General features: G+C 71.0%; 20 protein-coding genes. 8 read left to right on the forward strand and 12 right to left on the reverse strand.

The window, feature by feature from the left end:
* Positions 1 to 97 precede the first annotated feature (97 nt).
* From afsQ1 to ACYUD3_RS15205, 5 genes are all read left to right on the forward strand, one after another.
* Positions 98 to 775: a two-component system response regulator AfsQ1 gene (gene afsQ1 / locus ACYUD3_RS15185; protein ID WP_470969353.1), complete on the forward strand. Its 678-nt coding sequence runs from the start codon at positions 98 to 100 to the stop codon at positions 773 to 775.
* Positions 776 to 840: 65 nt separating this feature from the next.
* Positions 841 to 2358 carry an ATP-binding protein gene (locus tag ACYUD3_RS15190; RefSeq protein WP_470969808.1) on the forward strand — a complete coding sequence of 506 codons (1518 nt, stop codon included), beginning with the start codon at positions 841 to 843 and terminating at the stop codon, positions 2356 to 2358.
* Between the two features lie 248 nt (positions 2359 to 2606).
* Entirely contained in the window at positions 2607 to 3254 is a 648-nt protein-coding gene (locus ACYUD3_RS15195) for a hypothetical protein (RefSeq protein ID WP_470969355.1), read from the forward strand.
* A 168-nt stretch (positions 3255 to 3422) separates the two neighbouring features.
* Positions 3423 to 3974, forward strand: a complete 552-nt coding sequence (locus ACYUD3_RS15200; RefSeq protein ID WP_470969810.1) for a VanZ family protein — start codon at positions 3423 to 3425, stop codon at positions 3972 to 3974.
* 79 nt (positions 3975 to 4053) lie between these two features.
* On the forward strand, positions 4054 to 4254 hold the full coding sequence (locus tag ACYUD3_RS15205; protein WP_470969357.1) for a PspC domain-containing protein: 201 nt from the start codon (positions 4054 to 4056) through the stop codon (positions 4252 to 4254).
* A 212-nt stretch (positions 4255 to 4466) separates the two neighbouring features.
* Here ACYUD3_RS15205 and ACYUD3_RS15210 read toward each other — a convergent pair whose 3' ends face one another.
* Positions 4467 to 4817 (reverse strand): ATP-binding protein, encoded by a 351-nt coding sequence (locus ACYUD3_RS15210; RefSeq protein WP_470969359.1) that lies wholly within the window; start codon positions 4815 to 4817, stop codon positions 4467 to 4469.
* Between the two features lie 162 nt (positions 4818 to 4979).
* Positions 4980 to 6137: an adenosine deaminase gene (locus ACYUD3_RS15215; RefSeq protein ID WP_470969361.1), complete on the reverse strand. Its 1158-nt coding sequence runs from the start codon at positions 6135 to 6137 to the stop codon at positions 4980 to 4982.
* 113 nt (positions 6138 to 6250) lie between these two features.
* Here ACYUD3_RS15215 and ACYUD3_RS15220 point away from each other — a divergent pair, with 113 nt between their 5' ends.
* Positions 6251 to 7012: a prolyl oligopeptidase family serine peptidase gene (locus ACYUD3_RS15220; RefSeq protein ID WP_470969363.1), complete on the forward strand. Its 762-nt coding sequence runs from the start codon at positions 6251 to 6253 to the stop codon at positions 7010 to 7012.
* 159 nt (positions 7013 to 7171) lie between these two features.
* Here the strand turns inward: ACYUD3_RS15220 and ACYUD3_RS15225 are convergent, their stop codons facing one another.
* Complete coding sequence (locus tag ACYUD3_RS15225; protein ID WP_470969366.1) at positions 7172 to 8131, reverse strand: LysR family transcriptional regulator; 960 nt, start codon at positions 8129 to 8131, stop codon at positions 7172 to 7174.
* Between the two features lie 62 nt (positions 8132 to 8193).
* Between ACYUD3_RS15225 and ACYUD3_RS15230 the strand changes: the two genes are divergently transcribed.
* Complete coding sequence (locus ACYUD3_RS15230; RefSeq protein ID WP_470969368.1) at positions 8194 to 9462, forward strand: MFS transporter; 1269 nt, start codon at positions 8194 to 8196, stop codon at positions 9460 to 9462.
* Between the two features lie 220 nt (positions 9463 to 9682).
* The gene (locus tag ACYUD3_RS15235) at positions 9683 to 10702 is read left to right on the forward strand and encodes a sigma-70 family RNA polymerase sigma factor (protein ID WP_470969370.1); all 1020 of its coding nucleotides are present in this window, start codon (positions 9683 to 9685) and stop codon (positions 10700 to 10702) included.
* A 263-nt stretch (positions 10703 to 10965) separates the two neighbouring features.
* Here ACYUD3_RS15235 and ACYUD3_RS15240 read toward each other — a convergent pair whose 3' ends face one another.
* The 9 genes from ACYUD3_RS15240 to ACYUD3_RS15280 form a co-directional block, all read right to left on the reverse strand.
* Complete coding sequence (locus ACYUD3_RS15240; protein ID WP_470969373.1) at positions 10966 to 11553, reverse strand: Uma2 family endonuclease; 588 nt, start codon at positions 11551 to 11553, stop codon at positions 10966 to 10968.
* 74 nt (positions 11554 to 11627) lie between these two features.
* The gene (locus ACYUD3_RS15245; RefSeq protein WP_470969375.1) at positions 11628 to 12911 is read right to left on the reverse strand and encodes a thymidine phosphorylase; all 1284 of its coding nucleotides are present in this window, start codon (positions 12909 to 12911) and stop codon (positions 11628 to 11630) included.
* Positions 12912 to 13009: 98 nt separating this feature from the next.
* Positions 13010 to 13435, reverse strand: coding sequence for a cytidine deaminase (locus tag ACYUD3_RS15250; RefSeq protein WP_470969378.1), 426 nt, complete (start codon positions 13433 to 13435; stop codon positions 13010 to 13012).
* Positions 13432 to 14694, reverse strand: a complete 1263-nt coding sequence (locus tag ACYUD3_RS15255; RefSeq protein ID WP_470969380.1) for an ABC transporter permease — start codon at positions 14692 to 14694, stop codon at positions 13432 to 13434. Before ACYUD3_RS15255 ends, ACYUD3_RS15250 begins: the two co-directional genes overlap by 4 nt.
* A complete protein-coding gene (locus tag ACYUD3_RS15260) occupies positions 14694 to 15815 on the reverse strand; it encodes an ABC transporter permease (protein WP_470969382.1) in 1122 nt (373 codons plus the stop codon). Before ACYUD3_RS15260 ends, ACYUD3_RS15255 begins: the two co-directional genes overlap by 1 nt.
* Positions 15812 to 17440 carry an ABC transporter ATP-binding protein gene (locus tag ACYUD3_RS15265; RefSeq protein WP_470969813.1) on the reverse strand — a complete coding sequence of 543 codons (1629 nt, stop codon included), beginning with the start codon at positions 17438 to 17440 and terminating at the stop codon, positions 15812 to 15814. The genes ACYUD3_RS15260 and ACYUD3_RS15265 overlap by 4 nt, the downstream gene beginning before the upstream one ends.
* Before the next feature lie 220 nt (positions 17441 to 17660).
* On the reverse strand, positions 17661 to 18713 hold the full coding sequence (locus tag ACYUD3_RS15270; protein ID WP_470969385.1) for a BMP family lipoprotein: 1053 nt from the start codon (positions 18711 to 18713) through the stop codon (positions 17661 to 17663).
* Between the two features lie 215 nt (positions 18714 to 18928).
* Positions 18929 to 20014: a BMP family lipoprotein gene (locus ACYUD3_RS15275; protein WP_470969388.1), complete on the reverse strand. Its 1086-nt coding sequence runs from the start codon at positions 20012 to 20014 to the stop codon at positions 18929 to 18931.
* A 265-nt stretch (positions 20015 to 20279) separates the two neighbouring features.
* On the reverse strand, positions 20280 to 21644 hold the full coding sequence (locus tag ACYUD3_RS15280; protein WP_470969390.1) for an amidohydrolase: 1365 nt from the start codon (positions 21642 to 21644) through the stop codon (positions 20280 to 20282).
* Positions 21645 to 21746: the final 102 nt, after the last annotated feature.

Genomic DNA, 21746 nt, shown 5'->3' on the forward strand with positions numbered 1-21746 from the left:
CCGAGGGGGCGGGGATTTGCTGTGAACCCCGGGGGATAAAGGTCTTATAAGCCCCCACCTGTCGTACCCCGCCCCCCTCATGGGCCAGAATGAGCCTGTGCCTTCCCTGTTGCTGATCGAGGACGACGACGCCATCCGTACGGCCCTGGAGCTCTCGCTGACGCGCCAGGGACACCGGGTGGCGACCGCTGCCAGCGGAGAGGACGGTCTGAAGCTGCTGCGGGAGCAGCGGCCGGATCTGATCGTGCTGGACGTGATGCTGCCCGGCATCGACGGATTCGAGGTGTGCCGCCGCATCCGCCGCACCGACCAGCTGCCGATCATCCTGCTCACCGCGCGCAACGACGACATCGACGTGGTCGTCGGCCTGGAGTCCGGCGCCGACGACTACGTGGTCAAGCCGGTCCAGGGCCGGGTGCTGGACGCCCGTATCCGGGCCGTGCTGCGCCGCGGCGAGCGCGAGTCGAACGACGCGGCGACCTTCGGCAGCCTGGTCATCGACCGGGCGGCGATGACGGTCACGAAGAACGGCCAGGACCTCCAGCTCACCCCGACCGAACTGCGGCTGCTGCTGGAGCTGAGCCGCCGCCCGGGCCAGGCCCTGTCGCGCCAGCAGCTGCTGCGGCTGGTGTGGGAGCACGACTACCTGGGCGACTCCCGGCTGGTGGACGCGTGCGTCCAGCGGCTGCGCGCGAAGGTCGAGGACGTGCCGTCGTCCCCGACGCTGATCCGTACGGTCCGGGGCGTCGGCTACCGCCTGGACGCGCCTCAGTGACCCAGCCGCACGTCGCCGAGCCGGAAGCACCCCGGCCGCCGGAAGGTCCCCGCCGCGCCGCCGCACTGCTGCGCAAGGGGTTCCTGTCCCGGCTGCGCTTCACCAGTCTGCGGCTGCGCCTGGTCGTCGTGTTCGGCGCGGTCGCGCTGGCGACGGCCGTCTCGGCGTCCGGCATCGCCTACTGGCTCAACCGCGAGGCGGTCCTCACGCGCGCGCAGGACGCGGTCCTGAAGGACTTCCGTACGGAGATGCAGAACCGCGCCGGCGCGCTGCCGGAGCACCCTTCGCAGGACGAACTCCAGCGCACCGCCGGCCAGATGGCCAACAGCAGTCAGCGTTTCAGCGTGCTGCTGATCGGGACGGACGGCTCGGGCAAGACGGTGTACGGCAACTCCGGTGGCCTGAGCGGCTTTTCGCTGGAGGACGTGCCCAAGTCGCTCCAGCGGGCGGTGGACCGGCAGCAGAGTGTCAGCGGCGCCAACTCCTCGCCGTACCACCTGTATTGGCAGCGGGTCGTCGATCAGGGGACGCCGTTCCTGGTGGCGGGGACGCGGGTGAACGGGGGCGGGCCGACCGGGTACATCCGCAAGTCGCTGGAGCCGGAGGCCAAGGACCTCAACTCCCTCGGCTGGTCCCTGGGGATCGCGACGGGGCTCGCTCTCATCGGCGCCGCGCTGATCGCGCAGGCCGCCTCCACGACCGTGCTGAAACCCGTGCACCGCCTGGGAATCGCCGCCCGGCGGCTCGGCGAGGGCAAGCTCGACACCCGGCTCCAGGTCTCGGGGACCGATGAACTCGCCGATCTGTCACGGACGTTCAACCGTGCGGCGGAGGCGCTGGAGAAGCGGGTCGCGGACATGGCGGCGCGTGACGAGGCGTCCCGCCGGTTCGTCGCCGACATGAGCCATGAGCTGCGCACCCCGCTCACCGCGATCACCGCCGTCACGGAGGTGCTGGAGGACGAGCTCGGCACCGACAGCATGGACCCGATGATCGAGCCCGCCGTACGGCTCGTGGTGAGCGAGACGCGGCGGCTGAACAGCCTCGTCGAGAACCTGATGGAGGTCACCCGCTTCGACGCCGGGACCGCCCGGCTCGTCCTCGACGACGTCGACGTCGCCGATCAGATCACCGCCTGCATCGACGCGCGGGCCTGGCTCGACGCGGTGGAGCTGGACGCCGAGCGCGGGATCTACGTCCGCCTCGACCCGCGCCGCCTCGACGTCATCCTCGCCAACCTCATCGGCAACGCGCTCAAGCACGGCGGGTCACCGGTGCGGGTGTCGGTGCGCGAGGCTCCCACCGAGGTCGTGATCGCCGTCCGCGACCACGGCCCCGGCATCCCCGAGGACGTCCTCCCCCACGTCTTCGACCGCTTCTACAAAGCCAGCGCCTCCCGCCCCCGCTCCGACGGCAGCGGCCTGGGCCTGTCCATCGCCATGGAGAACGCCCACATCCACGGCGGCGAACTGAGCGCCGCCAACTCCCCGGAGGGGGGCGCGGTGTTCACCCTGCGCCTGCCACGAGAGGCACCGGAGGAGCCGGAGCAGGCTGAAGAGGGAGTGGGGGGTGCGACGTCGTGAGGGGTGCGGGGAGCAGGGGAACTGGCGGCGAGGGGGAGGGTGTTGTGGTGCGGGGTGGCGGAAGGGGCGGTGGGGGTAAGGGGGTTGCGCTGCGGGCCGGCGGCGGGGCGGGCGAGCGTGCCGAGACTCCGGGCGGCGGCGAGGGCAGGCGTGCCGTAGCTCCGGGCGGCGGCAGCGGCGGGCGTGCCGTGGCTCCGGGTGGCGGCAGCGGCGGGCGTGCCGTGGCTCCGGGTGGCGGCGGGCTGCGTGTGGGCCTCTTTCCGCGCGCCGGAGGCACGGGTGCGCGGGTCGGTCGTAGGCGGCAGTTGCTGCTTCTTCCTGCGCTCGGGCTTCTCCTCGCCGGGTGCGGTATCCGTCCTACCGAGGTGCCCACCGACTTCGGGGCGGCGCCCTCTCGGGTGCGTTGTTCGCTGTCGGACGCGGATTCCGTGACGGCGCAGAGTGCGGGCGGGGTCGCCGTGCGGGTGTTCCTGCTGTGCGGTTCCTCGCTGGTCGCGGTGGACCGTACGGTTCCGGTGCCGGACGGTGCGACGGGGCCGAAGCGGCGGGTGCTGGTGGCCCAAGGGCTGCTGGACCAGCTGGCGCGGACGCCGTCGGCGCCGGAGAAGGAGGCCGGTTACACGACGGACGTCCGTACCGGTACGACGGTCCTGCCGTCCCGCCTCGCCGACGACCCCGACGACGCCCTCCGCCTCAACACCGCCCCCGACGCCCTGTCCGCCTACGCCCTCGCCCAGATCGTCTGCACCCTCTCCGACTCCACCGCGACCGAGGGCAACGGCTCGACGGTCCTCGGCGGCCCGGGAACGGGGGACCTGCGCCGCTACGAGTGCACGGACGAGGTCAGGGCAAGACCGGGCAACGAGATGCCGCCTTCGTCGGCGGTGTCCGGCTGAAGTGGGCGGTGGCGCGGGCGAGTTGAGGCCGGCCGCGGTGACCGGGGGCTGAAGGGGGCGGCGGGGCGGGGTCGGCCCCACCCCCGCTTGTGTCCATGTGGTGAAGACCTCACCCACACCCCCCACACCCCCGGAACCGTTCCCGCCGGGAGCCGCGTCTTGGGTCTCGTGCAGCGTCAAGGCTTCATCGGCGGCAACGCCGCGATCCGTATCCGTGTGGCGGGAGTCGTCCTCCTGGCCGCACACCTCGCGTTCGTCGCCTGGTACTCGCTGCGCCCCCTGGACGTCCCCTGGGTCCTGCCGGCCAACCTCCACCCGCTCGCCGGCATCCGCCACGACCTGGCGCTGGGCTGGCCGGAGGCGGCCCGCCGGCTCGGGCGGGGCCTCGCACTGCTGGCCCCGCTGGGAGTACTGCTCCCGATGGCCCACGGCCGCCTACAGGTCTCCCCGCTGTCCTCCCTGACGCGTACGACGGCGGCGGGCGCGCTGATCTCGCTGTCCGTGGAGCTGCTCCAGACCGGCGTCCCGGGCCAGGTCACGGACGTGGACGCGATCCTGCTCAACACGGCCGGCGTGGCTCTGGCACACGCGCTGATCGTCCCGGCGGCCCGGCACCGGCTGCGCCGCAGGAGTACGCGGGGGCGTCGGGTAGCGGTACGTCAGGAGGAGCCGTCTCAGGGTCGGACCCCGACGATTCCCAGGGTCGGTATCGCTCCATAGAGTGACGTTTTTCGTGGCCCGGCTCCGTAGCGTTGTGGTCAGTAGGGCAACCGGCCCACCCGACCAGAAGGAGCCCGCAATGGCCCGCCTCGCCCGCCCCGCCCAAGGCCGCATGATCGGCGGTGTCTGCGCCGCCCTGGCCCAGCGCTTCGGCACCTCAGCGACCACGATGCGGGTGCTGTTCCTGCTCTCCTGCCTCCTGCCGGGCCCGCAGTTCCTGCTCTACATAGCCCTGTGGATCCTCTTCCCCTCGGAGGAGAAGACCAGCACGGCCTGGTGAGCATCCCCTAGACGCCGGGTGCCATCCCCTAGGGGATACCCCGAGACACCGAAGCCCCCAAGCCCCCGAACCTCTACGACCCCCACGGCCCCTCCCTCAACGGTCACTCAGAGTCGCCCCAGTTCCCCGGCCGGTATCCCGGCGGCCCCGGACAAGCCGCCGGGGCGCACCGGAACTCTCCGGACGCGCCCCGACAGGGTTGCTGTGACGGCTCAGCCCAAGGGGATCCCGTTGACGGGGAGGCCGTGGGTCGGCAGGGCGCCGGCGACCGGAAGGCCGCCGAGCAGACCGGCCACGGGCTTGGTGGGTCCGTCGGCGAGCGCGGCACCGACGGCGGGGGTGGCGGCGGCGAGGCTGGTGCCGAGCGCGGGCTGGGCCTGCTCCAGCGCCTGCCCGGCGCCCGGGAGGGCCGAGGCGAGCTTGCCGGCGGGCAGGGTCTGGGCGACACCGCCCACGTTCTGGAGGTCGGGCAGAGCGGCGGCGTTCGCGGCACCGGCGCCGGCGGCGGCGATGGCGGCACCGAGGGCGGCGACCCCGAGGGTCTTGGCGGCAGTCTGCTTCATGAAATTGCGTCCTCGAAATTCTGATCGCGGGGAGTTCACGGAAAGGTACGCGGAACCGAGCGGTTCATGACCGTAAACACGCGAGGGCTCCCACCGCAAACATCGAAATGCGGACGAATGGTGAACACCCGTCCGCTTTCCGAGGCCCGTCCTGTCCGCTAGTCAGCTTTCCGGTGTGACAGAACCGCTGATGGAGGCGGTCTGCTGGAACAGCCATTCGGATTTCAGCTCGGCATATCCGGGCTTGATCACGTCATTGATCATCGCCAGCCGTTCGTCGAAAGGGATGAACGCTGACTTCATAGCATTGACGGAAAACCATTGCATGTCGTCGAGCCCGTAACCGAACGCGTCGACCAGGTGCTCGAATTCCCGGCTCATGCTGGTCCCCGACATCAGCCGGTTGTCGGTATTGACGGTGGCCCGGAAATGCAGCCGCCGCAGCAGCCCGATCGGGTGCTCGGCGTAGGAGGCGGCGGCGCCGGTCTGGAGGTTGGAGCTCGGGCACAGCTCCAGCGGGACGCGCTTGTCGCGGACGTAGGAGGCGAGCCGGCCGAGCTTCACCGTCCCGTCGGCGCCGACCTCGATGTCGTCGATGATCCGCACCCCGTGCCCGAGCCGGTCGGCGCCGCACCACTGGAGGGCCTGCCAGATCGACGGCAGCCCGAAGGCCTCCCCGGCGTGGATCGTGAAGTGGTTGTTCTCGCGCTTCAGGTACTCGAACGCGTCGAGGTGCCGGGTCGGCGGATGGCCGGCCTCGGCGCCCGCGATGTCGAAGCCGACGACGCCCGAGTCCCGGTGCCCGTTGGCGAGTTCGGCGATCTCCAGGGAGCGCGCCGCGTGCCGCATCGCGGTGAGCAGCGCGCCGACGCGGATGCGGTGCCCGCTCTCCCGCGCCCGCCGCTCCCCCTCCCGGAACCCCTCGTTGACCGCCTCGACGACCTCTTCGAGGGACAGCCCGCCGTCGAGGTGCTGCTCGGGCGCGTACCGCACCTCCGCGTAGACGACGCCGTCCTCGGCGAGGTCCTCGGCGCACTCGGCGGCGACCCGCGCCAGCGCCTCGCGGGTCTGCATGACCGCGACCGTGTGCGAGAACGTCTCCAGATACCGCTCCAGGGACCCGGAGTCGGCGGCCTCCCGGAACCAGAGGCCGAGCTTGTCGGGGTCGGACTCGGGGAGCCTCGTGTAGCCGCTCTCCCGGGCGAGGTCGACGATCGTGCCGGGCCGCAGCCCGCCGTCGAGATGGTCGTGCAGCAGAACCTTGGGCGCCCGCCTGATCTGGTCCGCGGTGACGCCCCCATGGATGCTCTGGCTCGTCATCCGGGCACTGTAACTCCTACGCGCGTAGACGACCGGGCGGACCGCGCCGCCGATACGCAACGGTGACCCCACCGCAGGGTGGAGTACACCGGCGCTTCTGACACTGTTCTGCCATGGCACAGCATGTGACGCCGCTGCGAACCCCCCACCTCGGCAAGGCGATCGGCCCCGGCCCCGCCGCCGTCAGCGGGGCCGTCCTGCTCCTTCCCGCCGGCGAGGAGACCTCCGACCGCCGGCCGTCCCCCCTGTGGGCGACGGCCTCCGTACGCGCCCTCGGCCGCCGCCTCGCCCGCGCGGGCCGCGAGGACGGCCTCGCCGTGCACGTCGTGCACTACCGCTACCGGGGCTGGAACGGCACCCAGGCCCAGCTCGCCGCCGACGCGACCTGGGCCGCCGACGAGGTCGTACGGCGCTACGGCGACGTCCCCGTCTGTCTCGCCGGCACCGGCATGGGCGGCCGGGCCGCGCTGCGCTCCGCCGGGCACGACGCGGTCAACTCCGTTCTGGCCCTCGCCCCTTGGCTCCCCGAGGACGACGTCGCCGCGCCCGCCGAACCGGTCCGGCAGCTCGCCGGGAAACAGGTCCTGATCGTCCACGGCACCAACGACGAGCGCACCGACCCCGAGCTGTCCTTCCGGCTCGCGACCCGCGCGAAGAAGGCGAACCGGCACGTCTGCCGCTTCGAGGTGCACGCCGACGGGCACGGGCTGCACCAGTACCGCTCCGAAGTCCAGGCCCTCGCCGAGGACTTCGTGATGGGCGCGCTCTTCGGGAGGACGTTCGCGAGACCGCTGGAGGACGCCTTGGCCGCGCCGCCGCCGCTGGGGCTGCGGATGCCGCTGGCGGCGGGGTTCGGGGCGTCGCTACGGAAGTAGGGTGCCGCGAGAGCGAGTTGGCCAAGGTGGCGTTCTTACAGGCGAGTTGGCCAGGACGGCATCCGTACGGGCGAGTTGGCCAAGTAGCCCGCCGATCCGGCGAGTTTCCGCACCGCCCGCCGATCCGGCAAGTTGCCGCACATCCCGCCAACCCCCCTCCTACGCCAGCAGGTTCCCCCTCCTCGACAGCAGGAACTTCTTGAACGCGGCCACCGGCGGGGTGTCCTGGCTGCCCGCCAGCCACGCCACCCCGATCTCGCGGGCCGCCCTGGGCGCCGTCACCGTCAGCTCGGCCACGCCCGGCCGGGCGAAGACGGGCGGCGGCAGGAGGGCGACCCCGAGTCCGGCGGCGACCAGCCCCCGCAGGGTCTCCGCCTCCTCCCCCTCGAATGCGATCCGGGGCCGGAACCCGGCCTGCGCGCAGAGGTCGTCGGTGATCCGGCGCAGCCCGTACCCCGGTTCCAGCGTCACGAACGTCTCCTCGGCGGCCTCCGAGAGCCGGACCCGGCGGCGGGCCGCCAGCCGGTGGTCGGCGGGGACGACCAGCCGCAGCTTCTGCTCGTCGAGCCGCCGGGCCACGAGGTCGGGCGCGTCCGGCACCGGCGAGGTCAGGCACAGGTCCAGCTCGCCCGCGCGCAGCCGCTCGATCATGGCCTCGCCGTAGTTCTGGACGAGGCTGAAGCGCACGCGCGGATGGTCGGCGCGGAAGGCGTGCAGCAGTGCGGGGACCGTCTCCGCGCCCATGGTGTGCAGGAACCCGAACGCGACTTTGCCGGTGGCCGCGTCGGCGTCCGCGCGGACCTCGTCGGCGGCCTTCTGGATCTCCGCGAGGGCCCGTTCGACCGATCCGAGGAAGGTCCTCCCGGCCGGGGTGAGCGCGACCGTGCGGCCCCGGCGGGCGAAGAGGTCGACCCCGAGGTCCTCCTCCAGCCGGACCATCGCCCGCGACAGCGTCGACTGCGGGACCTGCATCTCCTGCGCGGCCCGGGTGACGTGTTCGGTACGGGCGACCCCGGCGAAGTAGGCGAGCCGGGGCGCGAGCGCCATCGTCATGTCCGCCAGGTCTTCTGTGTCACCGGACGGTGACAGGCGACGCTCTGACCTCTGCTGATGCACCATGGGATCGATTATCGCGTTTTCGTGCATTGGACGGATGAATACAAGGGTCCTACGGTCGAGGCATGTCTCCCGCCAGTACCGGGGCGTCCACGTCGGTGGCCGCCGCAGCAGCCCTCAGTGTTCCCGACTCCCGTATGACCCCCGGTGGCCCCGGCTACCGCCGGATGAGCTTCGCGCTGTTCCTCGCGGGCGTCGCCACCTTCGCGCTGCTGTACTCCACGCAGGCCCTACTGCCCCTGATCTCGGGGGAGTTCGGGGTCGCGGCGAGCGACGCGAGCTGGACGGTGGCGGCGGCGACCGGCGGCCTCGCCCTCTTCGTCCTCCCCATGAGCGCGCTGTCGGAGGCGTACGGCCGCCGTACGGTCATGACGGCGTCGCTGGCCGTCGCGGTGACCGTCGGGCTGCTGGTGCCGTTCGCGCCGTCGCTGGGGGCGCTGGTCGTGCTGCGGGGCGTGCAGGGCGCGGCGCTGGCCGGGCTCCCCGCCTCCGCGACCGCGTATCTCGCGGAGGAGGTCCGGCCGAAGGCGCTGGTCACGGCGATCGGGCTGTTCGTCGCGGGCAACAGTGTCGGCGGGATGAGCGGGCGGGTCATCACCGGGTGGGTCGCGCAGGAGTGGGGCTGGCGGGTCGCCGTAGGGGTGATCGGGGGGCTCGCGGTGGTGTGCGCGGTCGCGTTCCGCGCGCTGCTGCCCGCTCCGCGCCACTTCACGCCGGGGTCCCTGCGCCCCCGCGTGCTGCTGGGCACCGTACGCACCCACCTGGCGAACCCCCTGCTGCGGCGGCTGTACGCGATCGGCGCGCTGTTCATGACCGTTTTCGGCGGCGTGTACACGGTCATCGGCTACCGCCTCACCGAGGCCCCCTTCTCCCTCCCCCAGGGCATCATCGGCTCGATCTTCCTGGTCTACCTGGTCGGCACGGTCTCCGCGTCGACGGCCGGCCGCCTGGTCGCCCGGGTGGGCCGCCGGGGCGCCCTGTACCTGGCGGGCGGCACGACGACGACGGGCCTGCTGCTGTCCCTCGCGGACTGGCTCCCCTCGGTCCTGCTGGGCCTGGTCCTGATCACGGCGGGTTTCTTCGCGGGCCACGCGGTGGCGTCGTCGTCGGTCAGCAAGACGGCCCAGGAGGGCCGCGCCCAGGCCTCCGCCCTCTACCAGTCGGCGTACTACATAGGCTCCAGCGCGGGTTCGACCCTCGGCGCCCTGGCGTTCCACTCGGGCGGCTGGTCGGGGACGGTCGGGGTGGGCCTGCTGGCGGTCCTGGGAGTCGTAGGCATCACCCTGGCGGGAACCCGAGCGGCCCGCCGCCACCCGGCCCCCGCACCGGCCTGACTCTTGGCCGAGCGGCCGTTTCCCCTGGTCAGCCCGATTGTCAGTGGCAGGGTCTAACGTCATTGCCACGTGAACGAGCGGGCGAGACCGGGGGTTTGGCGTATGCGGGTCGGTGCGGAGAGTTGTCAACTCGGGGGGTGCCGCGCGGTGGGGTGCGGTAGCTTCCGGAGGGGGGCGCGAAGGGGCGTGGCCCGAGGTCGACAGGGGTGGGTGGACCAGGATGAGTGACGGTAGTGCGGTGGCCGAGCTCGATGTGCGGCTGGAGCGGCATCGGGTCGAGCTGACGGGTTACTGCTATCGGATGCTGGGGTCGTCCTTCGAGGCGGAGGACGCGGTCCAGGACACGCTGGTGCGGGCCTGGCGCGGTTACGACAAGTTCGAGGGGCGGGCCAGTCTGCGGTCGTGGCTGTACCGGATCGCGACGAACGTGTGCCTGGACATGCTGGCCGCGGGGAACAAGCGGGCTCGCCCGGTCGACCTCAGCGAGTCGACGCCGCTGGCGCAGGCGGCGCTGAGTCCGCGCCCGGACCATACGTGGCTGGAGCCGGTGCCGGACGCGCGGGTGCTGCCGTCCGTCGAGGATCCCGCGGAGGCGGCGGTGGCCAAGGAGTCGATCCGGCTGGCGTTCATGGCGGCGCTCCAGCAGCTGCCGCCCAAGCAGCGGGCGGTGCTGATCCTGCGCGAGGTGCTGGCCTGGAAGGCGGGTGAGGTCGCCGAGCTGCTCGACACCTCGGTCGCCTCCGTCAACAGCGCCCTCCAGCGCGCCCGCGCGACGCTCACCGAACGGGCCGCCTCCGACAAGGCCTCGGCGGCGGAGATCTTCGACTCGCTGGACGAGGAGCAGAAGAAACTCCTGGAGCGCTATGTCGCCGCGTTCGAGGGGTACGACATGACGGCGCTGACGGCGCTGCTCCATGAAGACGCGATCATGACGATGCCGCCGTTCGACCTGTGGCTCACCGGCCACGCGGACATCACCGGCTTCATGCTCACGATCGGCCGGGGCTGCGAGGGTTCCCGGCTCTTCCCGGTCCAGGTCAACGGGCTGCCCGGCTTCGCCCACTACAAGCCGGACCCGGAGAAGGGCGGGCACTCCCCCTGGTCGGTGCAGGTCCTGGAGATCTCAGAGGGCCGCCTCACCGGTTTCCACTTCTTCCTCGACACGGCCCGCTGGTTCCCCCTCTTCGGCCTCCCCCTCCACCTCGAGGACGAGACCGAGAAGCCCGAGCAGACCGAGTAGCTCCGCCGGGGGGCGGCGCAGCCGCACCCGCCCCCCGCCCCGCCGGGCGGCCAGCTGAAGCCGCGCGACCACCTCGACGTCCCCCAGCCCACCGCCCCCGGCCCGGCTCACATCGACGACGACCACCCCGCCCCCGGCCACCCCCCGCCGCACAACCTCACAGAGCCCCGCCACCTCATCAGAGGCGACGGGGCCACCGGGCAGAACAAGTACAGGGAGTGCTTCGGGATCCACATCCGGTAGACCCCGGGGACGGGCTCAACTCATCGGTTCGGGAAGTCCGAGGTGTCCAGGGTGAGCTTGAAGGGCTCCGGCAGGTCGACCGGATCGCCGAACTTGCCCGCCTTCAGAGTCCGGTAGACCCCGTCGCGGGGTTCTCCGTACAAGGTGACCGTCGGGCCTTCCGGAGCCACCCGGTCGATGAGGAGGTAGAGGGGGACACCGGCCTCGGCGTATCCAGCGGCCTTGCACGTCCGGTCGTTCTCCGCCGTGACCTCTGAGGTGACCTCCCCGACGAGCGCGGCTGCGGCGGCGGGGAGGTAGGCGCCGTCCTTCCGGAGCGCGCCCTCCGGGATGACGGCGATGTCCGGCACGTACAGCTCCAGCCGGGAAGGCACGGCCATGCCCTGCTGGTGAGAGACCAGCCAGTGCGGCGGGATCGCTGAGCAGAGAGACCGGTTCGTCCCGGCGACGGTCATCTGGTGCCGGAAGGTCTGCAAGGGAGTCACACTGATCGCCCCCTTGATGATCTCCGTCTTGCAGCCTTTGGGGGCGTCCGTGTGCAGCCAGATCCAGACCAGCTCGTCCCACTTGCTGCCGGTCAGGATGTAGTCGCCGTCGACTTCTCTCATGGGTGCATCGAACACGCCGAACGGGACCGGCTCAGGTCCACCGGTCCCGTTCACCCGAAAGGGGAAAGTGCAGGTCAGGCGATCCGCTCCAGTACCACCGGTGACGTCGAGAACTCCGTCCCCGGGGCCCCGATGTCGTACGAACCCTCCACCGCCTCCAGCGCGTACGCGAAGCGGTCCGGGGTGTCGGTGTGGAGGGTCAGGAGGGGCTGGCCCTCGGTCACCTTGTCGCCGGGCTTGGCGTGGAGTTCGACGCCGGCGCCCGCCTGGACCGGGTCCTCCTTGCGGGCGCGGCCCGCGCCGAGGCGCCAGGCGGCGAGGCCGATGTCGTAGGCGTCGAGGCGGGTCAGTACACCCGTCGCGCCCGCCTTGATCACGTGCTGCTCGCGCGCCACCGGCAGGGCCGCGTCCGGGTCGCCGCCCTGGGCCGCGATCATGCGGCGCCAGACGTCCATCGCGGTGCCGTCGGCGAGGGCCTTCGCCGGGTCGGCGTCGCGGACGCCCGCCGCGTCGAGCATCTCGCGGGCCAGCGCGATCGTCAGCTCGACGACGTCCGCCGGGCCGCCGCCCGCCAGGACCTCCACCGACTCGCGGACCTCCAGCGCGTTGCCGGCGGTGAGGCCGAGGGGGGTGGACATGTCGGTGAGGAGGGCGACCGTCTTCACGCCGTGGTCCGTGCCGAGGCCGACCATCGTGGACGCCAGCTCACGGGCGTCGTCGAGGGTCTTCATGAAGGCGCCGGTGCCGACCTTGACGTCCAGGACCAGGGAACCCGTGCCCTCGGCGATCTTCTTCGACATGATCGAGGAGGCGATCAGCGGGATGGCCTCGACCGTGCCGGTGACGTCGCGCAGCGCGTACAGCTTCTTGTCGGCCGGGGCGAGGCCGTCGCCCGCCGCGCAGATCACCGCGCCGGTGCCGTCCAGGACGTTCAGCATCTCCTCGTTGGACAGCAGCGCCCGCCAGCCGGGGATCGACTCCAGCTTGTCGAGGGTGCCGCCGGTGTGGCCGAGGCCGCGGCCGGAGAGCTGCGGGACGGCCGCGCCGCAGGCCGCGACCAGGGGGGCCAGCGGGAGCGTGATCTTGTCGCCGACGCCGCCGGTGGAGTGCTTGTCGGCCGTCGGGCGCGACAGCGACGAGAAGTCCATGCGCTCGCCGGACGCGATCATCGCCGCCGTCCAGCGGGCGATCTCGCGGCGGTTCATGCCGTTGAGGAGGATGGCCATGGCGAGCGACGACATCTGCTCGTCGGCGACCACGCCGTGGGTGTACGCGTCGATGACCCAGTCGATCTGCTCGTCGGTGAGTTCGCCGCGGTCCCGCTTGGTGCGGATGACGGAGATGACGTCCATGGCCATGGAACGGGTGTCCTTCCGGTGGTTCACAACGTGCGGGTGGTTCAAAAAAGCGCGGAAAGTGCGCGGGCCCCCCTGAAGTCAGAGGGGCCGCACGGGAGTTACTTCGTCAGATGGCCGGGGCCGAACGCCTGCGGCAGCATCTCCGCCAGCGTCAGCACCCCCGCCGGCGTCTCCAGCAGCAGCTCGGGCCCGCCGTGCTCGTACAGCAGCTGCCGGCAGCGACCGCACGGGACGAGGACGTCGCCGGCCCCGTCGACGCAGGTGAAGTGGGTCAGCCGGCCGCCGCCGGTGCGGTGCAGCTCCGAGACGAGCCCGCACTCGGCGCACAGGCCGAGACCGTACGAGGCGTTCTCGACGTTGCAGCCGGAGATCGTGCGGCCGTCGTCGACGAGGGCGGCGACGCCGACCGGGTAGCCGGAGTAGGGGGCGTACGCCCGTCCCATCGCCTCCCGCGCGACCGAACGCAGCGCCTCCCAGTCCACGCCGACGGTCCCGGAAACACCGGCCCCAGAAGGCCCGCTCACTTCCCCTGCCCCTTCCGGTACGGCAGCCCGTCCGCCTTAGGCATCCGCAACCGCTGCGCCGAGAACGACAGCACCAGCAGCGTCACCAGGTACGGCGCGGCGGACACCAGCTGGCGCGGCACCTCGTTGGTGTCCCCGTACCAGACGAACATCACCACGGAGACCACGGCCGCGATGCCCGCGCTGATGTACTTCTTCCTCCACACCAGGTACGCCGCCCCGACCACCAGCAGCATCCCGATCAGCAGCAGCAGCGCGTGCACGTTCGTCGTGCCGCCGCGCAGGTTGAGGCTGTCGGTGTAGCCGAAGAGCCCGGCGCCGAGGGCGAGCCCGCCCGGCATCCAGTTGCCGAAGATCATGGCCGCGAGGCCGATGTACCCGCGCCCGGCGGTCTGCCCGTCGAGGTACACGTTGGACGCGACGATCGACAGGAACGCCCCGCCGAGCCCGGCGAACCCGCCGGAGATGATGACGGCGATGTACTTGTACTTGTAGACGTTGACGCCCAGCGACTCGGCGGCGACCGGGTTCTCGCCGCAGGACCGCAGCCGCAGCCCGAAGGCCGTGCGCCACAGCACCCACCAGGTCGCCGGCACCAGCGCGACCGCGATGACGGTCAGCGGGGAGAGGTCGGTGACGAGGCCGCCGACGAGGCCGGCGAGGTCGGAGACCAGGAACCAGTGCTTGCCGTTGAGGGTGTCCAGCCAACTGGAGAGCCCTGGGATGTCGAAGGTGCCGAGCGAGTCGATCGGCGGGGACTGCTTGGAGGAGCCCTGCGGGGCGTTCTCGAAGGTGAACTTCGACAGATAGCGGGTCAGGCCGAGGGCGAGGATGTTGAGGGCCACACCGGAGACGATGTGGTTGACGTTGAAGGTGACGGTCGCGATGGCGTGCAGGACGGCGCCGAGCGCGCCGCCGATGATGCCGAAGACGACACCCGTCCAGGGCCCCCACTGGTAGCCGGCCCACGCGCCGAACCAGGTGCCGAGGATCATCATGCCCTCGAGGCCGATGTTGACGACGCCCGCGCGCTCGGCCCACAGGCCGCCGAGCCCGGCGAGCCCGATCGGCACCGCGAGCCGCAGCGCCGTGGACATCTGGCCGGTGGAGGTGACGCCGTCGGCGCCGGAGATGAGGCGCGCGAGCGAGACCAGGATCAGCAGGCCCGCGACGATCAGCAGGAGTACGGGAAGAGAGATACGGCGGCTGCCCTTGCCGGGCTGCTTCGCCTGGGGCTTGGCGACGGTCGCGGTGGACATCAGGCGGCCACCTCCTTCTTGACGTTCTGAGCGGCTTCGGCGGCGAGCTGCGCGCCGACCTGCTTCTGCTGGCGGCGCAGCCCCCACTGCCGTACGGCCTCGTAACTGATGACGACGGCGAAGACGATCAGGCCCTGCATGATCGTCGCGATCTCCTTCTCGTACGCGACGGGCACGGCGTAGTCGAGGGCCGGGGACGCCTTGTCGAGGAAGGCCCACAGCAGGGCGGCGAGCGCGATGCCGCCGGGGTTGTTGCGGCCGAGGAGGGCGATGCCGATGGCGGTGAAGCCGAGGCCGGCCGGGAAGCTCAGGCTGTAGGTGTGGACGTCGCCGAGCAGCAGCGGCAGTCCGGAGATGCCGGCGACGGCGCCGGAGACGAGCATCGCGGTGATGACCATCTTCTTGGCGTCGACGCCGGAGGCCGCGGCGGCGGTCTCGGACTCGCCGGTGGCGCGCAGGTCGAAGCCGAAGCGGGTGCGGTTGAGGACGAGCCAGTAGGCGACGCCGAGGGCGGCGGCGAGGAAGACGAGTCCGTAGATCTCGCCGACGTCCGAGCCCAGGTTGATGCCGGGGACCCAGCCGGAGGACTTCATGACGCCGGTGGTGACGTTGTCGCCGACCAGGACGCCGAAGTTGCCGGTCAGGGTGAGGTAGCCGATGAGGCTGGTCGCGATCGAGTTCAGCATGATCGTGGCGACGACCTCGGAGACGCCCCGGGTGACCTTGAGGACGCCCGCGATGCCGGCCCACATGGCGCCGGTGCAGGCGCCGACCAGGAGCAGCAGCGGGACCTGGAGGAAGCCGGGCAGGGCGACGTGGGCGCCGACGATCGCCGTCATCACGGCGCCGAGGCGGTACTGGCCGTCGACGCCGATGTTGAAGAGGTTCATGCGGAAGCCGAGGGCGACCGCGAGGGCGGCGATGTAGTACAGGGAGGCCTGGTTGATGATCAGGACCTGGATGTCCGAGTAGCCGATCTGCTCCAGCATCAGCCGGTAGGGCTCGAACGGGTTCTTGCCGGAGGCGACCAGCACGACCGAGGTCAGCAGGACCGCCGCGACGAGCGCGATGACCGGTCCGGCCACCGCGAGGAGCACACGCTCCTTGTCGAACTTCTTCATCGGGCGTCGCTCTCCCCTTCGGTGTGTTCCAGGTGTCCGCTGGCGGCGCCGGTCATCGCCGACCCCAGCTCCTCCGGCGTGATCGTCGCCGGGTCCGCGTCGGCGACCAGCTTCCCGTCGTAGATGACGCGCAGCGTGTCCGACAGGCCGATCAGCTCGTCGAGGTCGGCGGAGATCAGCAGGACGGCGAGGCCCTCGCGGCGGGCCTCCCGGATGCGGTCCCAGATCTGGGCCTGCGCGCCGACGTCCACGCCCCGGGTGGGGTGGGCGGCGATCAGGAACTTGGGGTCGTGGCTCATCTCGCGGCCGACGATCAGCTTCTGCTGGTTGCCGCCGGAGAGGGAGGCGGCGGTGACGTCGATGCCGGGGGTGCGGACGTCGTACTCCTCGACGATCCGGCGGGTGTCGGCCTGGGCGCCCTTGGGGTCGAGCCAGAAGCCCTTGGCGTTGGGCTTCTCGGTGACGTGGCCGAGGATGCGGTTCTCCCACAGCGGGGACTCCAGCAGCAGGCCCTGGCGGTGGCGGTCCTCGGGGATGTAGCCGATGCCGGACTCGCGGCGCTTGCGGGTCGCCCAGGGGGTGATGTCCTGGTCGAGGAAGCCGATGGTCCCGGAGTCGGCGTGCTTGGTGCCGATCAGCGCGTCGATCAGCTCGGTCTGCCCGTTGCCCTCGACGCCCGCGATGCCCATGACCTCGCCGGCGTGGATGGTGAAGGTGACGTCGTCGAGGACCTTCTTGACCTCGCCGCCGGCGGGCTGGCCCTCGGCCCCGACGGAGGTGCCGAGGGAGGCGCCGCCGGCCGCGTACACGGTGAGGTGCTCGACCGTGACGACGGCGCGGTCGGTGACCGTGGACTCGGAGGTCTCCGGGGTGGGCAGCTCGCTGCCGACCATCAGCTCGGCGAGCTGGCGCGGGGTGGTCTCCGACGGGATCGCGGTGCCGACGGTGGTGCCGCGGCGGATGACGGTGATGTCGTCGGCGACCGAGAGGACCTCGCCGAGCTTGTGGCTGATGAAGATGACCGACAGGCCCTCGGACTTCAGCTCGCGCAGGTTGCCGAAGAGGGCGTCGACCTCTTGGGGGACGAGGACGGCGGTCGGCTCGTCGAGGATCAGGATGCGGGCGCCGCGGAAGAGGACCTTGAGGATCTCGACGCGCTGGCGTTCGGCGACCCCGAGGTCTTCGACGAGGGCGTCGGGGCGGACGCCGAGGCCGTAGCGGTCGGAGATCTCCTGGATCTTCCGGCGGGCGCCGGCGCCGATGCCGTACAGCTTCTCGCTGCCGAGGACGACGTTCTCCAGGACGGTCAGGTTGTCGGCCAGCATGAAGTGCTGGTGGACCATGCCGATGCCGCGGGCGATGGCCTCGCCGGGGCTGGAGAAGCTCACCTGTTCGCCGTCGACCGCGATGGTGCCCTCGTCCGGCTTCTGCATGCCGTAGAGGATCTTCATCAGGGTCGACTTGCCGGCGCCGTTCTCGCCGACCAGGGCGTGGACGGTGCCCTTGCGGACGGTGAGGTGGATGTCGTGGTTGGCGACGACCCCCGGGAACCGCTTGGTGATCCCCGCCAGCTCTACCGCGATCGTCGACTGTGCGGTGAGCGGAGGGCTGCTGGACGCGTCGATGGCGCACTCTCCTCGGGAAAGGGGCCGCTCTACGCGCGTAGCGCCCCTGCTTTAAATAGAGCCCGGACCTGATCGGACTTTTCCGGTCCTGATCCGTTCCGAGCATTCTGCCGCGCGAACGGGGCACGGGGAGGACATCGTCCCCGCACCCCGTCGCTAGGGCGTAACGGTGTCATTACGGCGATTAGATCATCGCGCCGGACACCGGCAGGTCCTGGGGTCAGACCGTCGTCTTGACCGTGATCGTCCCGGCCTTGATGCCTTCCTCGGCCTTCTTCACCGCGTCCTGGATCGCGGTGTCGGACGCGAACTTCGGGTTCGAGTCGGACAGGCTGACGCCGCCGTTGGAGAGGGAGCCGCGGATCTCGCCGGTCTGGGGCTTGCCGTCCTTGACGGACTTGGCCAGGTCGTAGACCGCGCCCTCGACGTTCTTCATGGCCGAGGTGAGGATGTAGTCCTTGTACGCGGCCAGCGCGGTCTGCTTGTACTGGTCGGAGTCGACGCCGATCGCCCAGATCTTCTTGGCGGCGGCGGCCTTGATGACACCCTGGCCGGACAGACCCGCGGCGGCGTAGACGACGTCGGCGCCCGCGTCGATCTGGCCGTCGGCCGCGCTCTCGCCCTTGTCGGGGCTGGAGAAGCCGCCCTCGGCCGCCGTCTCGGTCAGGTACTGCGACTTGACCTTGACGCTCTTGTCGGTGTCGGTGACACCCTGGCGGAAGCCCGCCTCGAACTTCTGGATCAGCGGCACGTTGACGCCGCCGATGAAGCCGACGGTCTTGGTCTTGGTGGCCTTGGCCGCCGCGACGCCCGCGAGGTAGGACGCCTGCTCCTCGTGGAAGACGAGGTCGGCGACGTTGGCCGCCTTGATGGTGTTGTCGTCGACGATGCCGAAGGAGGTCTTCGGGTACTTCGCGGCGACCTCCTTGACGGCCGGCGCGTACGCGTAGCCGACGCCGATCACCGGGTTGTAGCCCTGCTTGGCCAGGGTCTCCAGGCGCTGCGCCTTGTCCGCGTCGGACTCGCCGTCCTGCGGCTCGACGGCGGTCGACTTGTAGCCGAACTCCTTGTCGGCCTTGTCCAGGCCGGCCGTGGCGGCGTCGTTGAAGGACTGGTCGCCCTTGCCGCCGACGTCGTACGCCAGCGCGAGGCCGAGGTTCTTGCCGGCGCTGGAGGAGGACGAGGAGGTGGAGGAGCTTCCGCAGGCGGAAGCGGTCACGGCGAGGGCTGCGGTACAGACACCCGCGAGCGTGAGACGAGACACCCGGCGCATGGTGCGAGACTCCTTTGTGCATGCGCCCTAATACCAGGCGCTGGTTCCGCGGCAGCGTAACGCGCGTAGACCGGGAGGAAAAACCCTTCTGTCCGGTCCGTTACCGAGCTGTGGCCACATTCTCCCGCCAGATTACGGACAGCAATACGCCCCTCGCTTCGTGCGAGGGGCGTACGGGTGAGAAAGGCCGGGAAGAGTAAGAGATTTACCCCCGCCTACTTCGTGGTCTTCACCACGACCTTGCCGTCGATGATGTCCTGCTTCGCCTTGTTCACGGCCGCGACGACGTCCGTCATCGCCTTGTACTTCGGGTTGGAGTCGGCGAATCCGACCCCGTCGTTGGAGAGCGAGCCGCGGATCTCCCCGTTCAGCGGCTTGCCGTCGACGACCGACTTGACCAGGTCGTAGACCGCGCCGCCGACGTTCTTGGTGGCCGAGCCGAGGATGTAGTCCTTGTACGCCGCCAGCGCCGACTGGCTGTACTGGTCGGAGTCGACGCCGATCGCCCAGACCTTGCGGGCCGCGGCCTCGCTGATGATGCCCTGGTTGGACAGGCCCGCCGCGCCGTAGACGACGTCGGCGCCCGCGTCGATCTGCCCGCCCGCGCCCGCCTTGCCCTTGTCGGGGCTGGAGAAGCCGCCCTCGGCCGGGGTCTCGGTCAGATACTGCGACTCGATCTTGATGCTCTTGTCGACCGACTGCACGCCCTGGACGAAGCCGGCCTCGAACTTCTGGATCAGCGGGATGTTGACGCCGCCGATGAACCCGACGTGCTTCTTCTTGCTCGCCTTGGCGGCGGCGACGCCCGCGAGGTACGAGCCCTGCTCCTCGTGGAAGACCAGGTCGGCGACGTTGCCCGCGGTGACCGTCGCGTCGTCGATGATCCCGAACGTCGTCTTCGGGAACTTCGCGGCGACCTCCTTGACCGCGGGGGCGTAGATGTAACCGACGCCGATGACCGGGTCGTACCCGGCCTGCGCGAGCTGGGTCAGGCGCTGGACCTTGTCGGCGTCCGACTCGCCGTCCTGCGGCTCGACGTCCCGGCCGGGGATCTTGAACTCGGCCATCGCCTTCTGCATCCCGGCGTACGCGGCGTCGTTGAAGGACTGGTCGCCCTTGCCGCCGATGTCGTACGCGAGCCCGATGCCCTTGCCGGAGTAGGCGCCCGACGACGAGGATGCGGTCGTCTTGGAACTCGAACTGCTGCTGGACTCACCGCAGGCGGCGAGCGCGAGGGCGAACACGGCGACGGTGGCGGCGACTTGACCGCTCCGGGCGATTCGGCGAGGCAGGACTGACATGGCGACGCTCCCCACAGTGGGCCTTTCCGTGACGGCTCCCCCAACGCGGCCGTCCCCGGTGGCGATTTCGGCGCACAGTAACGCGCGTAGAAGGGCAGGGGAACGGGGTTGTTCACGGCCGTTACCGATTCGTGCCGCGCGCTCGTTACGAACGCTCGCCGGGGATTACGGCGGGGTGACACAAGGGGATGAAGGGGCGCTTTACGGTCGTTTCCGCAAATGCTTTGCCGAACCGCTGGGCGCCCCTTCTCCTATTCCTTTTCTCTTACGACACCCGCGTCGCGGCGTCCAGCAGCGCGGCGGCGGTGAACAGCTCCACGCCGACGGTGATGGCGTGCTCGTCGGCGTCGAAGTCCCCCTGGTGCAGATCGCGGACGGCGCGCTCGCCCGGGGTGCGCACCCCGAGGCGGGCCATCGCGCCGGGGACGTGCTCCAGGTACCAGGAGAAGTCCTCGCCGCCCAGGCTCTGCTCGGTGGACTCGACGGAGTCGGCGCCGCGCCGGGCGGTCATGGCCTCGCGGATCAGATCGGTGACGGCCGGGTCGTTGACGACGGGCGGCACGCCGCGGACGTAGTTGATCTCGGACTTGGCCCGGTGCAGGTTCGCCACCTCGTCGATCGCGGCGACGACGATGTCCGGGGCCTGCCGCCAGGCCGCCAGGTCGAGGCAGCGGACCGTGCCGGACAGCTCGGCGTGCTGCGGGATCACGTTCGGGGCGTGTCCGCACTCGATCCGGCCCCAGGTGACGGCGAGCCCGGAGCGGGTGTCGACGCGGCGGCCGACCAGCGCGGGGACGTCGGTGACGACGCGGGCGGCGGCGGTGACCAGGTCGGTGGTCAGATGCGGGCGGGCGGTGTGGCCGCCGGGCCCGTCCAGGGAGATCTCCAGCCGGTCGCAGGCGGAGGTGATGGGTCCGGCCCGCAGCCCGATCCGGCCGGCGTCGACGCGGGGGTCGCAGTGCACGGCGATGATCCGCCCGACCCCGTCCAGCGCGCCCCCCTCAATGGCGTCGGCGGCGCCGCCGGGGAGGATCTCCTCGGCGGGCTGGAAGATGAGCCGGACGGGCCGGGGCAGGAGGCCTTTGCGGTGCAGGTCGGCGAGGACGAGGCCGGCGCCGAGGACGACGGTGGTGTGCACGTCGTGCCCGCAGGCGTGCGCCCGGCCGGGGTTGGTGGAGCGGTAGGCGCACTCCGACTTGGTGTCGGGGATGGGGAGGGCGTCGATGTCGGCGCGGAAGGCGAAGATGCCGGGGTCGGCGTTCTTCTGGGCGGGGCCGGCGTTCTTCTGGGCGGGGCCGCTCAAGTGGGCGGGGCCGCTCAAGGCGGGGCCGGTGTTTTTGGCGGGGTCGCTTTGAGCGGCGGGGCCGGCGTTTCTGCTGTGGTCGCCCGGGATGCCGATGTCCCCGATGTCGCAGACGAGTCCGGTGCCCGCGGGCAGGACGCGCGGGGTGAGGCCCGCTTTCTCCAGGCGGGCCTTGATGGCGGCCGTCGTGCGGAACTCCTGGTTGCCGAGCTCGGGGTGCATGTGCAGGTCGCGGCGGAAGGCGACGAGCTCGGCGAACAGGGCCTCCGGAAGGACGCCGGGGAGCAGCGCTTTCCCGGCGGGGTCGGCCTCGGACTCTCGGGACATCAGTTGCTTCACCCTCTGAAGGGTAGGACGCCAGGACGGTCAACTGCCCCGGGAACCAGAAAACTTCAGCCCCTTAGGCGAAGAAAGTTGGCCGCGCGGCGC

Source organism: Streptomyces sp. AMJ-169, assembly GCF_055597585.1.